This is a genomic window from Shewanella sp. MF05913 (assembly GCF_059758095.1).
On the sequence record NZ_JCAYNT010000010.1, the window covers coordinates 57,629 to 76,830 of the forward strand.

The window sequence follows — 19,202 nt, forward strand, 5'->3', positions numbered from 1 at the left end:
TGCGTGTTCATAGATGAGTATATTTCTGGTGCCGCTCCAGTAAAAGGCAAAATACTGATCGTTGATGACCAGGTCGTCAACATTAAAATATTGCACCAGTTACTGCAAAATGATTACGATATTTATATGGCCAGAGATGGACATCAAGCGATTGATATGTGTAAAAAAGTCAATCCTGATATGGTGTTGTTAGACATTGAAATGCCAATATTGAATGGATTTGATGTTTGCGCACACCTTAAAAATGATCCCGTTACACAAGACATTGCGGTTATTTTTATCAGCGGACATTTTGATGAAGAGAAAGAAGTTAAAGGTTTTAATTTAGGGGCTGTCGATTTTATTCATAAGCCCATTAACCCGGTTATCACGAAAGCACGGGTGAAGAATCAACTCAAGCTAAAGTCGCAATCTGACATACTTCGTTCTATTGCGCTGCTAGATGGCTTAACCGGTGTGGCAAATAGACGTAAATTTGAGCAGGTGTTACCTGTGAGTTGGCTGCAAGGTTGCCGTGAGCAACAACCATTGACGATCATTTTATTGGATATCGATTTCTTTAAGCTATTTAATGACACCTATGGACACACTGAGGGGGATGCTTGTTTACGACAAGTTGCCCAGAAAATTCAAGATACCGTTAATCGCCCTTACGATTTAGTCGCGCGTTTTGGCGGTGAAGAGTTTATTTGTATTTTACCCAATACCGATTTAATCGGGGGCACTTATGTGGCCCAGCAAATAGTCGATAGTATTATATCGCTTAAAATTGCGCATGAAACCTCTGCTGTCTCTCATTTTGTTACCGTCAGTGCGGGCGTGTCGACCATAGTGCCAACCAGAGACATCCCCGAAAAGCTATTAATTGAAGCCGCTGACAAACAGCTTTATTTAGCCAAAGAGCGCGGCAGAAACAGAGTGCTAGGCGCGCAGGTGACGACAGAAGAGTTAATTACTGTTTAGCGAATATTACAGGGCAATATTTTGCCCTGTTGGTTAAAATTTATGACGATATCCTAGCGTATAAGCAATATCTACACTGTTATCCATATTTTCAAAGTTTTCAACCAGAGTGAATTCTATTGCACTGGTGTTTAAGTAATAACGGTAGCCTAGTAAGGCTTCATTAGACGCATCAGAGAAGTTTTCATCCCAGCTAACCAAGCCTTCATATCGGTGTATTTCGGCTAACCAACCATGGCGTCCGCTACGATATTCATAACCGATGCCAAACGTGGTGAAACGAGAGTCATAATGATTAGATGATATCGACTCCGTGTCTTCAATAAAGCTGACACCAAAACTTGAGTTCACATGATGTTGGCCATTTTTGTAGCTGTAGTTTATTTGAATGCTTTGCGCAAATGAATCTTCAGCAAATGGACCGCTATCGACAGATTTTAAATACAGGCTAGCACCTACAGATAATCCATGGCGCTCAGTTTGTATGAGCTGGTAACCTAAGTATGCTGTTAAGGCATTTTCAAGCGTTTCACCGCTTAAGTCATCAACATGAATACCATACTTTTCTGATTGAATTTGGTTTTGATGTTTGGCTTGGTCTTGTCTGCCATTTTGATCAAACCCAAACGCGTCATGGAACCACATTGTGAGTGAATCTAAATGGTTATCAGCGCTAAATCCCCATCGATAATTGATATCTAACATTAATGCATCTGACATTTGCCACTTTATGCCACCAGTAACAGCATTTTGATAATAATCGGCTAGCAGTACATCTGATTCAGACCACATGCTCGCGATATTGGCTGTGATATACCATTCGCGCTGTCCTTGAGGTAATGAAAAACCTGAGCGAAGTAGAGGTGTGTGATTGATCGATTGCATTGGTGATTGGGCATACACTCTTAGCGGACCGTAATCGTCAAAATCGACCATTTGAGCTTGCGCAGCAGGTAAATATGTTAGTCCTAATAAAGTGAACAATAGATTCTTTTTCATCAGCATAGCGTTCTCATGTTATTCGCGTAGCTCATCACCGTTTGCTAGCGACTTGCAGATTAAATGGAATGGCTTATTGTTATAAATGACGTTTGATACTGCCAAGGCCGGCATTATGATTGCGTGCAATATAAATTTAAACAACAAAAAGTGAACATAATATGCAAAACAATTATATTGAGACACATTGTTAAGATAAATATGTGATGTATTGCGGTATGCTTTGATGGCACGATAAAAGTATGATAATGGATAATTTTTACGTAACATGTTGATTATTATTTAATAGCACGGTATAAGGTAATTGTTTGAAAACAAATTTAGTCTGTAAATGAGATGCATAAATTTGTAATGGATAGACAGGTTTAAATGGAATTTATAATGGATTATTCTGCGTCATACTTGAGTTATTGTGCCCAAATACTAGTGAACTTTAAAAATGTTGTACCACAGTTGCGCCTACTTCTACTTGGTTGTAGTGACCATCTCCTAAAGTACTCTGTAATAAATACCCTTGTTAGTGGTTCCTTTATTCATAAGATACGGATTCTTTATACACAGGCTCACTTCATAAAAGTGCGTCATGGATTAAAGGAGTAGCATGGACTTTTTTCTGTTACTTGGCTTACTCGTTATCGTGATCCCTCTGCAAATGTTGTTAGATATAGCCATTGAATCAAAAACCAACTTTACTCATAAAGGTGGTGATTTTTTGTTGGCGTTTATTCCGCTATTAACGTTTTTTTACCCTGAGCATTATCTGTATAGTTTTCTTTCACTGGCTGTCATTGTGTTATACGGCATTTCATTACGGTTTTATGCCGCATTTAACGATTGGCTGGAGTTTGACCAAGATCGATTAGCTGAGTTGTGCTTGGGTGGGCTCGGGTTAGGTGGGGTATTTATTATCTCAAAATTTGCCTATCAATTTTTGCTGTAGCGCGATGTTCATACCTTCGTCATGTTGGCCATTAGGCTTGGGCAACAATTTTTTGGTGGAGATTATTCCACTGCTCAGGAAATTTACCATCGAGCATATAAACAAATGCGATGAGTTCAGCAATCAACAAGTATAACTCTTTAGGGATTTCTTCTCCGAGTTCTAGTAATTGCAAAAATTCACTCAAGTGCGGATCTTGATGGATATGTATACCAGCACTTTTTGCAATCGCGATGATCTCTTCAGCAACGAGATCTTTACCTGACGCGGTAATTTTAGGGGCACTTTTGCCATCAAAACTGAGTGCGACAGCTTGTTGAATTTTTTTCGATTCGTCATTCATATTTAGTCCCTTGTCTTTATTTTGATCTTGTCTTATTTAAGCTGTTTTTAACTATGCCCTTGTCTTAACTAAGAAGTGATCCCCAGGTAATAACGTTGCGGGGACCTGGGTTAATTGGGTGCTAAACGTGCCAGGCGTTAAACCGATTTGGCTAATTTTATTGGCTAAGGCACCATTAAAACTATCGACCTTTGACAGTAGTGCTTGGCTGTTGCCTTTAAATTGTATATCGAGTGTGTCGCCCTGTTTGTGGGCGCAAATGAGTAACGATCCTTGTGCTAAATTAAATTTTAATTGTAATTTCCAACCATTAACTTTGTCTTTATCTTGTTCATTTTCTTGTTCAAATTTACCCTCAAACTGCTCATCTCGCTGGTTAATGGAGTAGGGTAAGGCAAAGTACCAAGTCAAAGCTTGATTAGGGTCGGCACTTGCCTGTTGGTACATTGCGATACTGCCGGCAAGTTGTGCCATAGAATCCGCTCCACCGAGCTTATCAAGTGCACTTAACAAGCCTGAGTTACCCGTTAGCTTGGCGAGCGTGCGTTGTTGTAACTGATTGAGATGTTCTTGCAATTTAGCACTGATCCCTGAGCCTGTCGTTTTGGCTTTTACACCTAATAATAGTTGAAATAGAGTCGTAATAGCACCGCCAGAATAGAGGGTCGAAGCCATTGAACTATTAGCCTGAGATGACGTTTGCGCTAGGTTTAATCCTGCAAGGCTGAGAAGCTCATGGCTTAATAGGCTAGGGTCGCTTAACGCGCTCAGAGGGTGAGGACTCATCTGCGGTAAATGCTTTAGTAATTCAGTGGCTAGACTATTAGGGATTTGCAACGCGAGTTGTTGTTTTACTGGCATTGCTCCAGCTTTAGACAACGCCTTGTTTAACACTTCGATAGGCTGAGGATCTTTATTGACAGTCGATTGTTGGTTTTGAGCTGAAACGTCATTGGGTTGTTTGCTACCTACTAACGGATTAGCAGGTAACGTCGGTGGTAATGTTGTCTGTGCTGATACCTTATTTGTGCTGTTTTTGACTTCGTTGGTTTGAATGCTCGCGGCTTTGATATCAGCATCATTATTGAGATTTTTTATTGAGTTTGAGCCTTGAGCCATACTGTTTTTATCTGGCGATGACGTCTGTGTCGCGGGTGGTTGTTGTAAAAGACTATTCGTGTTGTCAGCTTTTACCATTAATGCATCGACTTTGGGTGACGATGCTATTTGCCCTTGCTGAATATTCTCACCTGTTTTTAAATGTTGAGTCAGTGTATTCACAGTGTTTGTTGTCGCCACCGATACTGCACTTGAATCGGTCTTATTGGCGTAGGTTTGATTAGTGTTTGCAGAAGGGAGCGGGGTCGCTTCGAGCTTTTTAAAAAATTGGCTTAAAATCTGTGCCGGTTCATTTTTGGTGATCACGATATTGTCTTGCTGCAACGACGCTAGGATGGGAGCTTGCTTAAGCAAGTCAACTTTCACTTCTCCAATCACAGGCGTTAACGCGAGTTGTAATTGCTGTTGATTAAAGACCACTTTAGCAAGATATTGACCATCGTTTAATACAATATTGTTAGGTAGTTTAAGGCTGGGTCCATCAGTAAATGTGAGTTGACCCTGGGCTATTAACGCTGTGGGTAAAGGATAGCCCTGAGGTCTGGATGCTAAAGACACTAATTGCTGCGTCGATACACCATTTTGTTTGGCTAATTCTGTTAATGGTTGAGGTAAGGCTAATTGTACGGTTTGAGCCAACAGAATGATTTGAGTCGAGATAGGTTTGTTACTCGAGGCTGTTTGTTGTGTCGCTTGCTGCGGTGTGGTTTGTTGAGCTAATTCGGCAGGTGTTGCTATTTGAGTCGCAGCAAGCTTTGCGACGAGCTTAGCTTGATCACTTGCAATGACAACTTGAGATGTTTGCTGCAATAACTTTTGTAGTTCGACGGTCTTATTAAGTTGATATTGCTGGTTTTGAATGCTCACATTAACTTGGCTACTGGTGGGTGTCTGTTTTTGTTGTATTTGAACCGGCAGTAATAAAGCTGAAAGATCGGATTTTACATTGGCTTCAATGTTTTTAGTGGTCGCAGAGGCATTTTGAGATTGCTGATTTTCGGATGTGTTGGTTTGACTTGCACTGGCAAGTTTGGGTGTTGCTGGGGCGGTCATTGTCGTTGTTGTATTAATTATCGGCAAAACCATAAATATCCTATTAAGCAAACAAGACAAAATATCTTTTAAAATCAATCAAAGCGTTATTTGAATATTCATCTTTTACAAATTTTTGATTGATATTGTCAACAGTGACAGTATCCTTAGCGCTCTTGTTACCCATATTGGGGCAATTCATTGCATCAAAATCTCTATTTTGTTGATGATTGCTGGTAACAGGAACAAGCTTAATGTGCTGCAGAAATACAATATCAAGGCAAAGCCTTGCTGCAGCCCGTTAAATTATATCGACTTGAACAAAAATTGCTTTAATAAAAAGACAAAAATAGCAGTTTGTTGAGTACCCCCTTTTGTCATTTAATGAGAGTTTTTATGAAGTATAAATGGATATTACTTCAGGTGATTGTTGCTTTTAGTGTACCAGTGTATGCCGAGAGTGAAGCACCTCAAGTTGCCACTACACCACAACCTGCGATTGAAATTACTTACAACGATCCTCGCGATCCGTTTGAAGAAATTAACCGCACAATGTGGGACTTTAACTATTTATTCCTGGATAAATATATCGCTAGGCCGGTCGCGCATGGTTATAAAAACTATGTGCCAAACCCGATAAGAACCGGAGTGATTAACTTTGTCTATAACCTCGAAGAACCCAGTTCGCTGGTCAACAATACCCTACAAGGTAAATGGGGCTGGGCGGCCAATGCAGGTGGACGCTTTACCGTCAACACCACTATCGGCCTACTTGGGGTAATCGATGTTGCTGACATGATGGGCATGCCTCGTAAACAAGATGACTTTAACGAAGTCTTGGGCTATTACGGCGTACCCAATGGTCCATATTTTATGGCACCTTTTTATGGTCCTTTTGTGACAAGAGAAATCGCATCAGATTGGGTTGATAGTCTATACTTTCCTTTATCAGAACTGACCTTCTGGCAGTCAGTGCTCAAATGGGGTCTTAAAGGACTTCATTCTCGAGCAGAAGCGATTGATCAAGAAAGGTTACTCGATAATGCTCTTGATCCTTATGCTTTTGCTAAAGATGCTTATTTACAGCATATGGATTACAAAGTTTACGATGGCGATATGCCGTCAAATCAAGAAGACGACGAGTTACTTGATGAATTTCTAGATGAACTAGAATAGTCGGGGTGTGTAACAACCCCGGCAGTAACATCTGCGGGGTTGTAGTATGGCGTTAACTGATGTCGATATCCTCTTTGTTGAGGATGATCCGATATTTCGTCAAGTCGTTGCTGATTTTCTGCAAGGGCAGGGGGCTCGGGTACACCAAGCATGTGACGGCCTTGAGGGCGTAACGGCCTTTTCCCAAACGATATTTGATATTGTGATTGCCGATCTCGGCCTGCCTAGTTTGGGCGGGCTGCCTATGCTTAAACAAATGCAAATCATGAATCCTGCGGTTCCATTCATTGTCATATCAGGTAATGACATTATGTCTGATGTGGTTGAAGCTTTACGCGTGGGGGCAAGTGATTACCTCACTAAACCGATTGCTGATTTATTTATCATTGAACACGCTATTATTCAGGCAATGCTCACTGCGGTAACGCCAATGAATGCCGCCGGACAGTCACATTTACATGAAATGAATGAGCTGTCTTACCAAGAGTTAACCGATAATTTACAGTTGCTTGAGCAAAATGCGCAAGCTGCTAAAAGTGTTCAGCAACAGTTATTTCCCGCTTCTCATGTGGATTATCCTCATGCATTCATCGATTACAGTCTATTTAAAAATAATGATGTCAGTGCTTACTTTATCGACTCTACCATGGTCGGAGAGCATCACTTAGTCATGTACATGGCACATTTTCATCCAGAAGATAACAGCGCAGCTTTTGGCTGTGTATTACTGCGCAGTTTCGTTAACCAAAAACTGAAATTGTTTAGAAATGGCCTAAGTACAACCTTAATTGAACCTGCAAATATGCTCTCATATTTAAATAAACGCATGGTGAACTCAGGTTTACATATTTTGGCAGATATTATTTATGTGTGTGTTGATTTACAGCAGTACCTGGTGTCAGTAGGTCAAGCGGGTAATGGCTTACGATGTTATTTACGCCATGATAATCACTTAATGCCATTAGTCTTACCCAGTGCGCCTCAGTTAGGTGATGTCAATTGGCATCCAGTGGGCATACAAAGGCGAACTTTATTAATACATGAGAGGCTGTGTATCGGTACTTCTCATCTGCAACATCAACAACAGTTACTTGATAACCGTTTTACCGGCTTAACTTATCAGTCTGAGCTGCAAGCTGGTGGTTTTATGCAGTTGTCTTGTCACTAGGTAGGGAATAACTTAATAGCCTCAGCTCGAGTTATAAAGGGTTATCAAACAGTCCTTTGCTAGCAAACAATGACAAGTTTGATATGGCGTAAGCCTAATCTTGTTATTTTACGCTCTATAGTCCACATATTGAATCGAGTTGAAGTTAAATAAAAAAATCCCCTTCAAGAAATCTTAAAGGGGATTTTTATTTGCGATGAATCAAAACTAATTCATCAAATTAATCATTTACTGGATTAACGCTTAATTGCTTCATGCTCAGCAGTAACAGCAATTTCTTCTTCTAATACTTGCTCTTCAGAATCATGTTTACCTTCAGCGCCATGCATCCAGTCAACCAGTTTGTCAGCCATTAGATATAGGATAATCCCTGAGAGTACAGACGTAATCGCGATACCCGCAAAAATGGCCATAGCGTTAGCTAATTGGTCTTCAACAGTACCACCATGACCGATTAAAGACCCTACTAAGCCACCAATTTTGTTTGCCGCAGCAATAAATAAGAACCATGCTCCCATCATTAATGAAGCAATACGCAGTGGAGCAAGCTTAGTGACCATCGATAAACCAATTGGTGATAAACATAGTTCACCCATGGTGTGGAAGAAGTAAGCTCCAACTAACCACCACATGCTTGATTTAACTGAAGCGTCACCGCCCATTTCTAATACTGCACCAATCATGAATAAGAAACCAACCGCCAAGAAAAATAAGCCTAAAGCAAATTTTACCGGTGAGTTGGGTTCATTTTTGCCGAGTTTGATCCAAATAGAGGCAATCACTGGAGCAAATAAAACAATAAACATTGCGTTGAGTGATTGGAACCAAGTTGTAGGCACTTCCCAAGAACCAATCATACGGTCAGTAAAATCGTTAGTGAACAAATTCATCAAACCACCGGCTTGCTCAAAGCCTGCCCAGAAAACGATAGTAAACAAACCCATCACCATGATGACTTTAATACGATCGCGTTCAATTTTAGTTAATGGTTCTTTACGAACTTCGCCTTTGGCTTCGTTCTTTCTTTGTTCTACTTTAGCGGCCGGTACCGTACCTATATCGCCTAATAATTTTTGTGCAAAGAAAAATTGAATGATTAGCGATGCAATCATACCAATACCAGCACAAATGAAGCCTGCTTGGAAGTTACCATCGTATGCAGCAACGACTGACCCTACAATGATACCTGATAAGAAAGCACCTACGTTGATACCCATGTAGAAAATGGTAAAAGCACCGTCACGACGATGATCACCTTCTTCGTATAAGTCACCAACCATGGTTGAGATATTTGGCTTGAAAAGGCCGTTACCTAAGATCAAGGTACCTAAGCCTAAATAAAACATTTCGATTTCCATACCAGGTACCCATGCATGTGGAGTACCTAATAAAAATTGGCCTGCAGCCATTAAGAAACCGCCAATATAAATGGCTTTACGTTGACCTAAATGAGCATCTGCTAACCAACCACCAATCAGTGGGGTTAAATACACTAGACCGGTAAATGTACCATATAGTGAAATTGCATCAGCTTGACTCCAGCCAAGCCCGTGACCGCCTTCTGTTTGTACTTTATCCACTAAATAAAGTACTAGGATTGCGCGCATAGCGTAGTAGCTAAAGCGTTCCCATAACTCCGTTGTAAACAGTAAGAACAGCCCTTTTGGGTGTCCAAACATCGTTCCTTGTGGTTTTGCGTCACTCATTAAGTCTTCCACCTTAAGCTTGTGATTGCCTGTGCGAAAATGTCGACACAGAAATTATTTGTTTGCATTTATCGTCTAGCAATAAAACTTCAATTGACTCTTGTTAACATCAAGAAATGTTAACAGAAAGAAATTGAGGCGATTTCATTACTGAGCGACTTTATTGGTTAATTTTTATAAGAAATTATGTCATTTTGATGCTAAAAGCTGACCAAACACCAAAAAGCTAACCTTATATACCCTTTTAGAGGCAATAAAGTCAATGTTAATGCGGGGAACAAGGGAGGTCACCCTGTTAGAAATTATGTCAGTGCGCAAAAATAAAACGCTTGTTTGTTAGTAAGTTGTAAAATGTCGGGTGTAAAGTGAACGGCGAAGCGGTTATGTTTTTTAACTTGCGGCCGATGAACCTAACATACTTTGACGACAGTTTTGTGAAAGCTATTTTGCAAGGTATTGATTATTAAGTATTGTCTTTTAATTTTGTTGAGAAACAGTTAAAATGTGATTTCTTAACGCATCTCGATACTATGTCGAAGGGGTTCTTATGACTATCGTTCGCACTTTGACATTGATCATTATCAGCTTTTTTATTCACAGCGCATTTGCTTGGGTCGATACCGATTTTGATGGTGTCCCTGATAAGAAAGATGCCTGTAAAGATACACCGGTTAATACCGTGGTCATGGCCAATGGCTGTGTCGATACTGAAATCTTGATTGTTGATGAAGACGGCGACGATGACGATGAGTTTGATGAAGGCGAAATTGGTGCAACTATTACCAATAACGCCGCATTAATTGCAGAGCAATGTAGGCAACAACCCGATGTTAATGTTGCTGCAGATTGTTTTGGTTCAATTCTTCAGCCAGTATATTTTGATTTTGATAAAGCAGATGTTTTGCTAACTCAACGGCCAACACTGGTTAGAGTTCAACAATATATTGAGCAACATCCTCAAGTGAGTGTTCGTTTAGAAGGGCACACCGATATTATTGGTGGCGAAGCCATTAATATGGCGTTATCACTTAAGCGTGCAGCCGCGATTAAAGATTTATTGATCAATGAATACCAATTTCAACCTACATCAATTGATGTTGTGGGTATGAGTAACAAAAAGCCGGCGGCGGATAATGCCACAATCGAAGGGCGACAGCGTAACCGGCGTGTAGAGTTCATCATTTCGGCAGAATAGTTCTGCTAATTTAAGGGAGAAAAAAATGGAAAACCTAGAAGGTTTAGAAGGTTTAGATGGTCTGATAGAGCAAGCACCAGAGTTTTTTATGACTTATGGTCTTAAAGCTTTAGCAGCAATTGTTATCTTTATTATCGGTAAATACTTAGCTGGTGTTGCAAAGCGTGTAACCGTGAAGGTACTCAATAGCCGTAAAGTAGATGCAACAGTTGTATCATTTGTTGGAAATCTAGCCTGGGCACTAGTGTTTGTATTCACTATTATTGCCACTCTGGGCCAAGTTGGCGTTCAAACAGCCTCTCTTGTTGCTGTTATCGGTGCTGCAGGTTTAGCGGTAGGTTTAGCGCTTCAAGGTTCTTTATCAAACTTTGCTTCAGGCGTGTTGATGGTATTGTTCCGTCCATGTCGTGTAGGTGATTTTATTGAAGCTGCAGGTGTTGCAGGTGTTGTAGATGAGATTACTATTTTCTCTACTCGTCTTCGTACTGGCGACAACAAAATCATTATTGCACCTAACTCAGCTATTATGAACGGTACAATCACGAACTATTCTGCATTAGAAAAGCGTCGTATCGATTTAACCATTGGTGTGTCTTACACTGCTGATATCGCAACAACCAAGAAAGTCATCGCTGACGTGCTTGATAACAACCAATCAGTATTAAAAGATCCTGGATACACAATTGGTTTAGCTGAACTTGCTGATTCATCAATTAACTTCGTGGTTCGTCCTTGGGTTAGTACTGGTGACTATTGGCCAACTCGTTTTGAGTTACTTGAGCAAATCAAGAATGCATTAGATGCTGCTGAAATTGAAATTCCATTCCCACAAATGGATTTACATGTGAAAGAAGTTCCAGCAAAATAAATTACGGCAACGTATGTTTATAAATAAAAACCAGCATTTGCTGGTTTTTTTATACCAGGAGTTTGTATGAAATTAATCACGACCCTTGCAGTAATGACCTTAGTATCAGCGTCTATTGTAAGTAGTTTTACCATTGCGGGCGAAAAGACCATGATTACAATGGGTGGGCATCCCGTCGCACTTGAAGGTCAAATACCTAACATAGGAGCTCCAGCGCCACTGTTTAAAGTGGTCGACGAGAAGTTTAATCCAGTTAGCTTAAGTGACTTTAAAGGTAAAACGGTACTCATCAGTGCCGTACCCAGTCTAGATACCGGAGTTTGTGCATTACAAACCAAGCGTTTTAATAAAGAGTTTGCCAATTTTAGCGCCGATGTTGTGATGTTAACGGTAAGCGAAGACTTACCATTTGCTCAAAAGCGTTTTTGCCAAACAGAAAATGTAGACAAGATTAAAGTCTTGTCTGATTCGGTATGGCGTGACTTTGGCGAAAAATATGGTTTGTTAATTAAAGACCGTGGTTTGCTTGCACGTTCTATTTTTATTATTGATGCGAAAGGCATTTTAAAATATCACGAGTTGGTGAGTGAAGTGAGTGAACACCCAGATTATGATGCTGCATTAACGGCACTTACCGAGATAGCCGCGGCCAAATAGTCTATTTGAATGTTCAACCATATACCTTTGCTAAAATAGAGTAACTCATGATTGATTTTCGAAGTGATACCGTCACTAAACCCACCCAAGCTATGCGTGCTGCGATGGCGCAGGCTGAAGTGGGTGATGATGTTTATGGTGATGACCCCACGGTCAATAGCTTGCAAGATATGGCCGCTGAAATGTTTGGTTTTGACGGTGCATTATTTGTCAGTTCAGGCACCCAGGCTAATTTGTTGGCACTCATGGCTCATTGTGAGCGTGGTGATGAATATTTGTGTGGCCAGCAAGCACATAATTATAAATTTGAAGGTGGTGGCGCGGCAGTGCTGGGCAGTATTCAACCTCAACCACTCAATAATCAAGCCGATGGCAGTATTTTATTGAGTGACATTGAGGCCGCAATTAAACCCGATGATATCCATTTTGCTCGTACTCGATTATTGAGTTTAGAAAACACTATCGGTGGCAAGGTACTTAACCAAGATTACTTAGCACAAGCGCAAACGCTGGCATTTAATCGTGGCCTTAAAATACACCTCGATGGTGCCCGTGTAGCTAATGCTGCTGTGGCTCAAGGGCTTGCGATTGCTGATATTACTCAGTACTTTGACTCGGTGTCTATATGCTTGTCTAAAGGCTTATGTGCGCCTATCGGCTCGATTTTGTTAGGTGACGAGCGGTTAATCGCAAAAGCGACGCGCTGGCGCAAAATGCTCGGTGGTGGAATGAGGCAAGCTGGGATCATTGCCGCAGCGGCTAAGTTAGCCATTACTGACCAAGTAGAGCGTTTGGCAGAAGATCATCACAATGCCAAAACCTTAGCAATATTATTGGCAGACATAGCCGAACTGAATGTGGATGTTGAAAGCGTTCAAACCAATATGGTGTTTGCCAAGCTCGCTGAACATATTAATCCCAGTGTCTTAGCGCATACGTTAAGTCGTAAAGGGATATTAATAAGCGGTAGTCAGCAATTACGCTTAGTGACGCATAATGATATTAGCCACCACGACATCAACACATTTGTTCATGAGCTCAAGCAAGCCATTCTCCTTGTTAAGTAACATAAGCCACTGGTTAAATACCAAGGCCGCTATGCGGTCTTTGTATTTTTTTGGTGCGTAATTGCCTTTAATTCGAGCATTTTCAATATCGCACCATACCATCTAAAAATATCTCTTTGAATAATAACAATTAAATAATTGGCCTAAACGTTGCTACTCATTAAGAGGTATATGCCTGAAGGCATAAAATGAATGGATTAACACGCGAGGTCATTATGAAATATTTTACACGTCATATGGTTATGCCAATTAACCTTAACAGTAGTCAAAGTTTGTGCTGTGGACAGCTATTAAGTTGGGTGAATGAAGAGGCGACTATTTTTGCCAGTTGCCAAATGCGCAGCCAATTTCATATTGCGAAAGTCATTTCCGAAATTAACTTTATGGCGCCAGCTTATGTGGGCGACATTATTGAATTTGGTTTTGAACTCGTTAGCCTTGGACAAAGCTCGGTGACAGTGCGTTGTAAAATTCGTAATAAAGTGAATCATGCCCCCATCGCGTTTATTGATAAAATGGTTTTTGTTAACATCAATGAAAATGGATTGCCTATTCCACACGGTATGCGTGCAAATGCGGCTTAAGTTAGCCAAATAAAAGGAGCAAATAAAGGGATTATTTGCTCCTAAGAGTTCGTTATATCAATGTAAAAAGTGTCATTGAATTAGACTGCAGTGCTTATTCAACTTTAGCAATACGGTGCTGATAATCTTCGATTAAGTGCTCCATGATCGTATTTGGTGATGCTTCTTGGCAGCAGTTATCTAAATATATTTTAAAGGTGACTAATGCATGGCCATCGTGCTTTAAACGACTACTTTGCATGGCAAAATAAGCTTCTTCGTTATCTGCTTTTCTTACCACGAAATCATTGAGTTCAAAAGATTTTGTACCTGAAAGGTTATGCCACTTGGTAATGCGATCTAACGCGATTTCACAAGATTGATTAACTTCGATATGGTTGAGCCATGTTGCAGGTTGTTCATTTTCTTTATAGTGCGGGCATCGAACGGTGTAATTATATACATGAGTGATTGCTGTCATTATTTACCTACCTATTCGCTATCTAAGTGAGTTCATCATAGTCCTTATTTTTTGTTTTGGTCAACGCTTATTTCGAGAAGTTAGATCTATGCATCACTTTTTACTAAATTATGAATAACCTATTGTCATCGTTGAATATTTAATTTAAATGGTTGTGTTTTTTACGATTAAAAAAATAGCGCTATCAGATGCCTGATAGCGCTATTATTGAGTGTTAATTTATGTTTCTATAGTGCGTTAGTAAAAATCTGACAGATTTCCTCATGCGTCGCTTGTTTAGGGTTAGTAAACCCACAAGCATCTTTTAAGGCGTTATCTGCAAGCGTTGGAATGTCTTCTGCTTTAACCCCTAGTTCGGTTAAATTTGCTGGAATATTAACGGCTACAGATAATGTTTTGATGGCTTCAATTGCTGCACTGGCGCCTTGCTCTGCAGTGAGCGAGCTGACATCAACTCCCATCGCTTTCGCAACATCACTTAAACGTTGTGGGACCACTTTAGCATTGTATGCTTGGACATGTGGTAACAAGAGCGCGTTACAGACTCCGTGTGGTAAATCATAAAATCCACCCAGTTGATGCGCCATAGCATGTACATAACCTAAGCTGGCATTATTGAATGCCATACCCGCTAGGAATTGCGCATAGGCCATTTGCTCTCTGGCATTTATGTCATCGCCTTTTTTAACTGCATTGACTAAGTTTGCTTTAATGAGTTCGATAGCTTTAATTGCACAGGCATCTGTTATTGGGTTTGCGGCGATAGACACATAAGCTTCAATGGCGTGAGTCAGTGCATCCATTCCCGTTGCTGCTGTTAATGCGGCAGGTTTTTCAAGCATAAGTTCAGGATCGTTTACTGATAAAATCGGCGTGGTATTTTTATCAACGATGGCCATTTTAATGTGCCTTGCTTCGTCGGTAATAATACAAAAACGGGTCATTTCACTTGCAGTACCGGCTGTGGTGTTAATAGCAACAAGTGGCATTTGTGGTTTTTTAGATACATCTACACCTTCGTAATCTTTAATATGGCCGCCATTGGTCGCCACAAGCGCGATGCCTTTGGCGCAATCATGCGGTGAACCGCCACCTAATGAGATGATAAAGTCACATTGATTGCTGGTCAGTAATGCAAGACCCGCAGCAACATTACCTGTCGTAGGGTTAGGTTGTACGCCGTCGAAGATCACGACTTCAATACCTTGAGTATTAAGTTTGTCTTGAACTTTCGCCACTAGGCCAATACTCACGAGTGGTTTATCGGTTACAATTAATGCTTTAGTAAAGCCGAGTGCTTTAATGTCATTCACTGCTTCATCAACACTGCCTTGGCCAAGAATGTTTACGCTTGGAATATAGAATTTAGTCGCCATAAGTAGAACCCCTGTATTTTAATTTTAAATTTTCTCTGTAGTAAAAATACCAACATGACGATGATCATTGTGTGATTCACCTCTAAATAACGATCGGTAACGCACTAAATGTCGGTGCTTTTACTACATAGACAGTGTTTTGATGGCAAACTGTGACTTCGGGGCGGTTTGTCTTTTATGAGATGAAATTGCAGACTATCACTTTGGGTAGATATGATGGCCGCGGTGTCAATCGCGTCAATGCGTTGAATTATCCGTCAGGTTTTAGATAATAAATGTATATTTGATTTATTTATAACGATTCATACGGTATAAAGAACAAAAGAATCATGTCATTAGTTTGATTCTGCTACACTAATTAAAGACTGCTAGGATGCAAATGAGCTTGTTAAGGATGCTTAAGGGAATGTGTAGATGGTCAATCTGAATATCTTTTTTTCTTTTTTCGAAAATGCTGCGCTGTTATTAGCGTTGGTTTACTTGTACTCGCTTTTTCCTTCCCACCAACGTAAATCTCACTTGTTTGCATGGCAATTTAGCATGGGCGCGCTGATTGGTATCATCGGTGTGATTATTATGATGAACCCATTAACTTTTCAAGATGGATTGGTGTTCGATACTCGTTCAGTACTACTGTGCCTGTCAGGATTATTTTTTGGCTTTATTCCTACTGTCATAGCATCTATTTGCATGGCTCTGTATAGATACAACCTCGGCGGCGAAGGGGCTTTAATTGGTATATTAATGTTGTTTTGCAGTGGTTTTATAGGTGTTATTTGGCGCCATTATCGTAAAAACCACCTTGATCAAATTAGCAAACGCGCCTTTTATACCTTCGGTATGGTAGTCAATGTTGTTTTGTTGTCATCGTTATTATTGTTACCGTTAAATCAAGCCATTGACACGTTGTTGCATATCTCACTGCCAATATTAATTATTTTCCCGCTATTAACCATGTTGATTGGCCATTTACTGGCCCAAATAGTGTTTCGTGAACGTGACCAGCAGGTAAAACTTGAAGAAGACTTTTTGTTTAAAAATCAATTCGACATCGGCAATATTGGTATTTCGATTACGTCAAAGGCTAAGTACTGGCTTAAAGTTAACCCTTATTTGTGCCAAATGTTTGGTTACAGTGAAAGCGAGTTAAAAGCGCGTACCTGGGTGGAATTAACTTATCCTGATGATTTAAATAAAGACTTACTGTTATACGACAAGATGGTTAAGGGCGATATTAATGAGTATGAAATGGACAAGCGTTTTGTGGCTAAAGACGGTTCCATTATTTATACCCACATCACCATAACGTGCAGGCGTAATGTCGACAATAATGGCTTTTTGGTCATTGCGGGTTTTCTTGACATCACTAAACAGAAAAAAGCGGAACAAGCCTTATTACACAGTAAAGAACAATTGGATTTAGTGCTCGACAGCAGCGAATTAGGTGTTTGGGACTGGGATGTTGACCGTCAAGCCATGAAGATTAATCGTTATAGTGCTGATATTTTGGGTTGTTCCGTGGAAGCGTTAAATCAAACACCCAAAATTTGGGTTGATGCGATTCATCCACAAGATAAGTTCCGTTTTTTACGGTCTATCATTGATGTACGCAGAGGCCGCTGTATCAGCCAAAGGATAGAGTATCAACTGGTTAATCTATTAGGGGAAACTCGGTGGATTTTACAGACTGGCAAGGTCGTTGATATCGATGATAGAGGTGGACCTCTGCGGGTGTGTGGCACATTGAGTGACATAACCGATATTAAGCAAGTCGAAGCATCGTTAAGTGTTGCCGCGTCGGTGTATCAAAATTCCAGTGAAGCGATGAGTGTATTTACTTCAGATGGCATCATTGTCGACTCAAACCCTGCCTTTTCTTTGATTACCGGGTTTAATAAAGATGACATCAAGGGACAAAGTTTACGAGTGTTTCAATCTGAGCTACAGCCAAAGAGCTTTTACGATCAGCTAGATAAACAACTGAAACAACTTGGCCGTTGGCAAGGTGAGGTGTGGATGCGGCGTAAAAATGGTGAAAGCTACCTTATTCTGTTAACGATAAACTCAATTAGCCAAACCAAAACTAAATCAGCACGTTTTGTAGCGTTATTTTCAGATATTACCGAGAAAAAACAAACCGAAGAGCTCATTTGGCGTCAAGCGAATTATGATGCCCTGACTGGCTTGCCTAACCGCAGGATGTTATTAGAGTTTTTAACTAAAGAAGTCATGCACAGTGACCGACAGCATAATCACTTTGCCTTGATGTTTTTAGACTTAGATTACTTCAAAGAAATTAACGACACATTAGGCCACGATATGGGCGATGTATTGTTGTTAGAAACTGCCGAGCGCCTTAAAAGCTGTGTCCGAGAGTCTGATGTGGTGGCGCGTTTAGGTGGGGATGAATTTACCATCGTATTAACCAACCTTGATGATAATCACGGAGTAGAGCGCGTTGCAAGCCAAATACTGAAACGTCTGGCTGAGCCCTATACATTAGGACTACAGACGGCCTACATAAGTGGCAGTATTGGTATCACCTTATTCCCTGATGATGCCAACACCACAGAAGCCTTGCTTAAAAATGCTGATCAAGCAATGTATTCTGCAAAATCTCATGGCCGAAATCGGTTTAATTATTTCACTCCAGCGATGCAAAATGATGCTCAAAAACGCATGCAATTAGTGCAAGAGCTAAAAAATGCCGTATTACAGCAGCAGTTTGAATTGTATTACCAGCCTATTGTTGAGTTAACCAGTGAGCATATCGTTAAAGCAGAAGCACTGATCCGATGGAAGCATCCTACAATGGGGTTCATTTCGCCAGCTGAGTTTATTCCTATTGCAGAAGAGACTGGGATGATTATCGAGATTGGTAACTGGGTGTTTAGTCAGGCGGTTGCCCAATCAGCCCAATGGAAAAAACAGTTTGATGTGGACATTCAGATAAGCATTAATAAATCCCCTATACAATTTAGAGATGAAACCACAGACGTAAATGATTGGTTATCGCAAATGTCTGAGCAAAACGTCGATGCAAAGAATATTTGTATTGAAATTACCGAAGGCTTGCTGCTAGAAAAAGAGCAAAATGTCGAAGCCAAGCTTTTAGCTTACCGTGAGGCGGGGCTGGAAGTGTCGTTAGATGATTTTGGCACTGGGTATTCTTCATTATCCTATTTACGAAAATTCAATATCGACTACCTTAAAATTGATAAGTCGTTTGTGAATAATTTAGCCCCAGACAGCAATGATTTAAGTTTGTGTGAAGCCATTATCGTCATGGCCCACAAATTAGGCATGAAAGTGATTGCCGAAGGCATCGAGACTGAACAACAGCGAAGCTTGCTTGAGTTTGCGGGATGCGATTATGGTCAAGGCTATTTGTTTTCGCATGCCTTGTGTAGCGAGGATTTTGAAAAAAAATATATGCAGCAATATGTTGCGCCAATGAGATTGAATAAACTCGTCATAGGCTAGAACCTGTTGGTTTTTGATGGATGATTTTTTCGAGTCAAAGGCGTTTTCGATAGCGATAAATGTTTG

At 40.4% G+C, this 19,202-nt stretch carries 16 protein-coding genes; 10 read left to right on the top strand and 6 right to left on the bottom strand.

Annotated features, from left to right (window positions below; genetic code table 11):
- Positions 1-3 precede the first annotated feature (3 nt).
- Entirely contained in the window at positions 4-963 is a 960-nt protein-coding gene (locus AC19MV_RS12990; RefSeq protein WP_498308072.1) for a diguanylate cyclase, read from the top strand.
- 33 nt (positions 964-996) lie between these two features.
- Here AC19MV_RS12990 and AC19MV_RS12995 read toward each other — a convergent pair whose 3' ends face one another.
- Entirely contained in the window at positions 997-1,962 is a 966-nt protein-coding gene (locus AC19MV_RS12995) for a DUF3187 family protein (protein WP_498308074.1), read from the bottom strand.
- A gap of 601 nt (positions 1,963-2,563) precedes the next feature.
- Here AC19MV_RS12995 and AC19MV_RS13000 point away from each other — a divergent pair.
- Positions 2,564-2,902 (top strand): hypothetical protein, encoded by a 339-nt coding sequence (locus AC19MV_RS13000; protein ID WP_432401583.1) that lies wholly within the window; start codon positions 2,564-2,566, stop codon positions 2,900-2,902.
- Between the two features lie 31 nt (positions 2,903-2,933).
- Here AC19MV_RS13000 and AC19MV_RS13005 read toward each other — a convergent pair whose 3' ends face one another.
- Together AC19MV_RS13005 and AC19MV_RS13010 are read right to left on the bottom strand one after the other, a co-directional pair.
- Positions 2,934-3,245: an EscU/YscU/HrcU family type III secretion system export apparatus switch protein gene (locus AC19MV_RS13005; RefSeq protein WP_498308075.1), complete on the bottom strand. Its 312-nt coding sequence runs from the start codon at positions 3,243-3,245 to the stop codon at positions 2,934-2,936.
- A 51-nt stretch (positions 3,246-3,296) separates the two neighbouring features.
- Positions 3,297-5,450, bottom strand: a complete 2,154-nt coding sequence (locus tag AC19MV_RS13010) for a flagellar hook-length control protein FliK (protein ID WP_498308077.1) — start codon at positions 5,448-5,450, stop codon at positions 3,297-3,299.
- Between the two features lie 342 nt (positions 5,451-5,792).
- On the opposite strand from AC19MV_RS13010, the gene AC19MV_RS13015 reads away from it, so the two are divergent.
- Together AC19MV_RS13015 and AC19MV_RS13020 are read left to right on the top strand one after the other, a co-directional pair.
- Complete coding sequence (locus AC19MV_RS13015) at positions 5,793-6,572, top strand: MlaA family lipoprotein (RefSeq protein ID WP_498308079.1); 780 nt, start codon at positions 5,793-5,795, stop codon at positions 6,570-6,572.
- A gap of 46 nt (positions 6,573-6,618) precedes the next feature.
- Complete coding sequence (locus AC19MV_RS13020; protein ID WP_498308081.1) at positions 6,619-7,740, top strand: response regulator; 1,122 nt, start codon at positions 6,619-6,621, stop codon at positions 7,738-7,740.
- A 236-nt stretch (positions 7,741-7,976) separates the two neighbouring features.
- Here AC19MV_RS13020 and AC19MV_RS13025 read toward each other — a convergent pair whose 3' ends face one another.
- A complete protein-coding gene (locus AC19MV_RS13025; RefSeq protein WP_498308083.1) occupies positions 7,977-9,446 on the bottom strand; it encodes a peptide MFS transporter in 1,470 nt (489 codons plus the stop codon).
- 547 nt (positions 9,447-9,993) lie between these two features.
- On the opposite strand from AC19MV_RS13025, the gene AC19MV_RS13030 reads away from it, so the two are divergent.
- From AC19MV_RS13030 to AC19MV_RS13050, 5 genes are all read left to right on the top strand, one after another.
- Positions 9,994-10,641: an OmpA family protein gene (locus tag AC19MV_RS13030; RefSeq protein ID WP_498308085.1), complete on the top strand. Its 648-nt coding sequence runs from the start codon at positions 9,994-9,996 to the stop codon at positions 10,639-10,641.
- Between the two features lie 25 nt (positions 10,642-10,666).
- Positions 10,667-11,509, top strand: a complete 843-nt coding sequence (locus AC19MV_RS13035) for a mechanosensitive ion channel family protein (protein WP_498308087.1) — start codon at positions 10,667-10,669, stop codon at positions 11,507-11,509.
- Between the two features lie 66 nt (positions 11,510-11,575).
- Positions 11,576-12,166: a thiol peroxidase gene (gene tpx, locus AC19MV_RS13040; protein ID WP_498308088.1), complete on the top strand. Its 591-nt coding sequence runs from the start codon at positions 11,576-11,578 to the stop codon at positions 12,164-12,166.
- Positions 12,167-12,213: 47 nt separating this feature from the next.
- The gene (gene ltaE, locus AC19MV_RS13045) at positions 12,214-13,233 is read left to right on the top strand and encodes a low-specificity L-threonine aldolase (protein WP_498308090.1); all 1,020 of its coding nucleotides are present in this window, start codon (positions 12,214-12,216) and stop codon (positions 13,231-13,233) included.
- Between the two features lie 215 nt (positions 13,234-13,448).
- Positions 13,449-13,817, top strand: coding sequence for an acyl-CoA thioesterase (locus AC19MV_RS13050; protein WP_160053957.1), 369 nt, complete (start codon positions 13,449-13,451; stop codon positions 13,815-13,817).
- A 94-nt stretch (positions 13,818-13,911) separates the two neighbouring features.
- On the opposite strand, the gene AC19MV_RS13055 is transcribed toward AC19MV_RS13050, so the two are convergent.
- Together AC19MV_RS13055 and yiaY are read right to left on the bottom strand one after the other, a co-directional pair.
- A complete protein-coding gene (locus tag AC19MV_RS13055) occupies positions 13,912-14,277 on the bottom strand; it encodes a cytoplasmic protein (RefSeq protein WP_498298950.1) in 366 nt (121 codons plus the stop codon).
- 227 nt (positions 14,278-14,504) lie between these two features.
- Positions 14,505-15,653, bottom strand: a complete 1,149-nt coding sequence (gene yiaY / locus AC19MV_RS13060; RefSeq protein ID WP_498298952.1) for an L-threonine dehydrogenase — start codon at positions 15,651-15,653, stop codon at positions 14,505-14,507.
- A gap of 414 nt (positions 15,654-16,067) precedes the next feature.
- Between yiaY and AC19MV_RS13065 the strand changes: the two genes are divergently transcribed.
- On the top strand, positions 16,068-19,136 hold the full coding sequence (locus AC19MV_RS13065) for an EAL domain-containing protein (RefSeq protein ID WP_498308091.1): 3,069 nt from the start codon (positions 16,068-16,070) through the stop codon (positions 19,134-19,136).
- Positions 19,137-19,202: the final 66 nt, after the last annotated feature.

Excerpts from the sequence above, each read along its gene's own strand:
- AC19MV_RS13065 (WP_498308091.1), top strand. The coding sequence starts at position 16,068 with ATGGTCAATCTGAATATCTTTTTTTCTTTTTTCGAAAATGCTGCGCTG.
- AC19MV_RS13035 (WP_498308087.1), top strand. The coding sequence starts at position 10,667 with ATGGAAAACCTAGAAGGTTTAGAAGGTTTAGATGGTCTGATAGAGCAA.
- AC19MV_RS13030 (WP_498308085.1), top strand. The coding sequence starts at position 9,994 with ATGACTATCGTTCGCACTTTGACATTGATCATTATCAGCTTTTTTATT.
- tpx (WP_498308088.1), top strand. The coding sequence starts at position 11,576 with ATGAAATTAATCACGACCCTTGCAGTAATGACCTTAGTATCAGCGTCT.
- AC19MV_RS13015 (WP_498308079.1), top strand. The coding sequence starts at position 5,793 with ATGAAGTATAAATGGATATTACTTCAGGTGATTGTTGCTTTTAGTGTA.
- AC19MV_RS13005 (WP_498308075.1), bottom strand. The coding sequence starts at position 3,245 with ATGAATGACGAATCGAAAAAAATTCAACAAGCTGTCGCACTCAGTTTT.
- AC19MV_RS13010 (WP_498308077.1), bottom strand. The coding sequence starts at position 5,450 with ATGGTTTTGCCGATAATTAATACAACAACGACAATGACCGCCCCAGCA.
- AC19MV_RS13000 (WP_432401583.1), top strand. The coding sequence starts at position 2,564 with ATGGACTTTTTTCTGTTACTTGGCTTACTCGTTATCGTGATCCCTCTG.
- AC19MV_RS13025 (WP_498308083.1), bottom strand. The coding sequence starts at position 9,446 with ATGAGTGACGCAAAACCACAAGGAACGATGTTTGGACACCCAAAAGGG.
- ltaE (WP_498308090.1), top strand. The coding sequence starts at position 12,214 with ATGATTGATTTTCGAAGTGATACCGTCACTAAACCCACCCAAGCTATG.
- AC19MV_RS13020 (WP_498308081.1), top strand. The coding sequence starts at position 6,619 with ATGGCGTTAACTGATGTCGATATCCTCTTTGTTGAGGATGATCCGATA.
- AC19MV_RS13050 (WP_160053957.1), top strand. The coding sequence starts at position 13,449 with ATGAAATATTTTACACGTCATATGGTTATGCCAATTAACCTTAACAGT.
- yiaY (WP_498298952.1), bottom strand. The coding sequence starts at position 15,653 with ATGGCGACTAAATTCTATATTCCAAGCGTAAACATTCTTGGCCAAGGC.
- AC19MV_RS12995 (WP_498308074.1), bottom strand. The coding sequence starts at position 1,962 with ATGAAAAAGAATCTATTGTTCACTTTATTAGGACTAACATATTTACCT.
- AC19MV_RS13055 (WP_498298950.1), bottom strand. The coding sequence starts at position 14,277 with ATGACAGCAATCACTCATGTATATAATTACACCGTTCGATGCCCGCAC.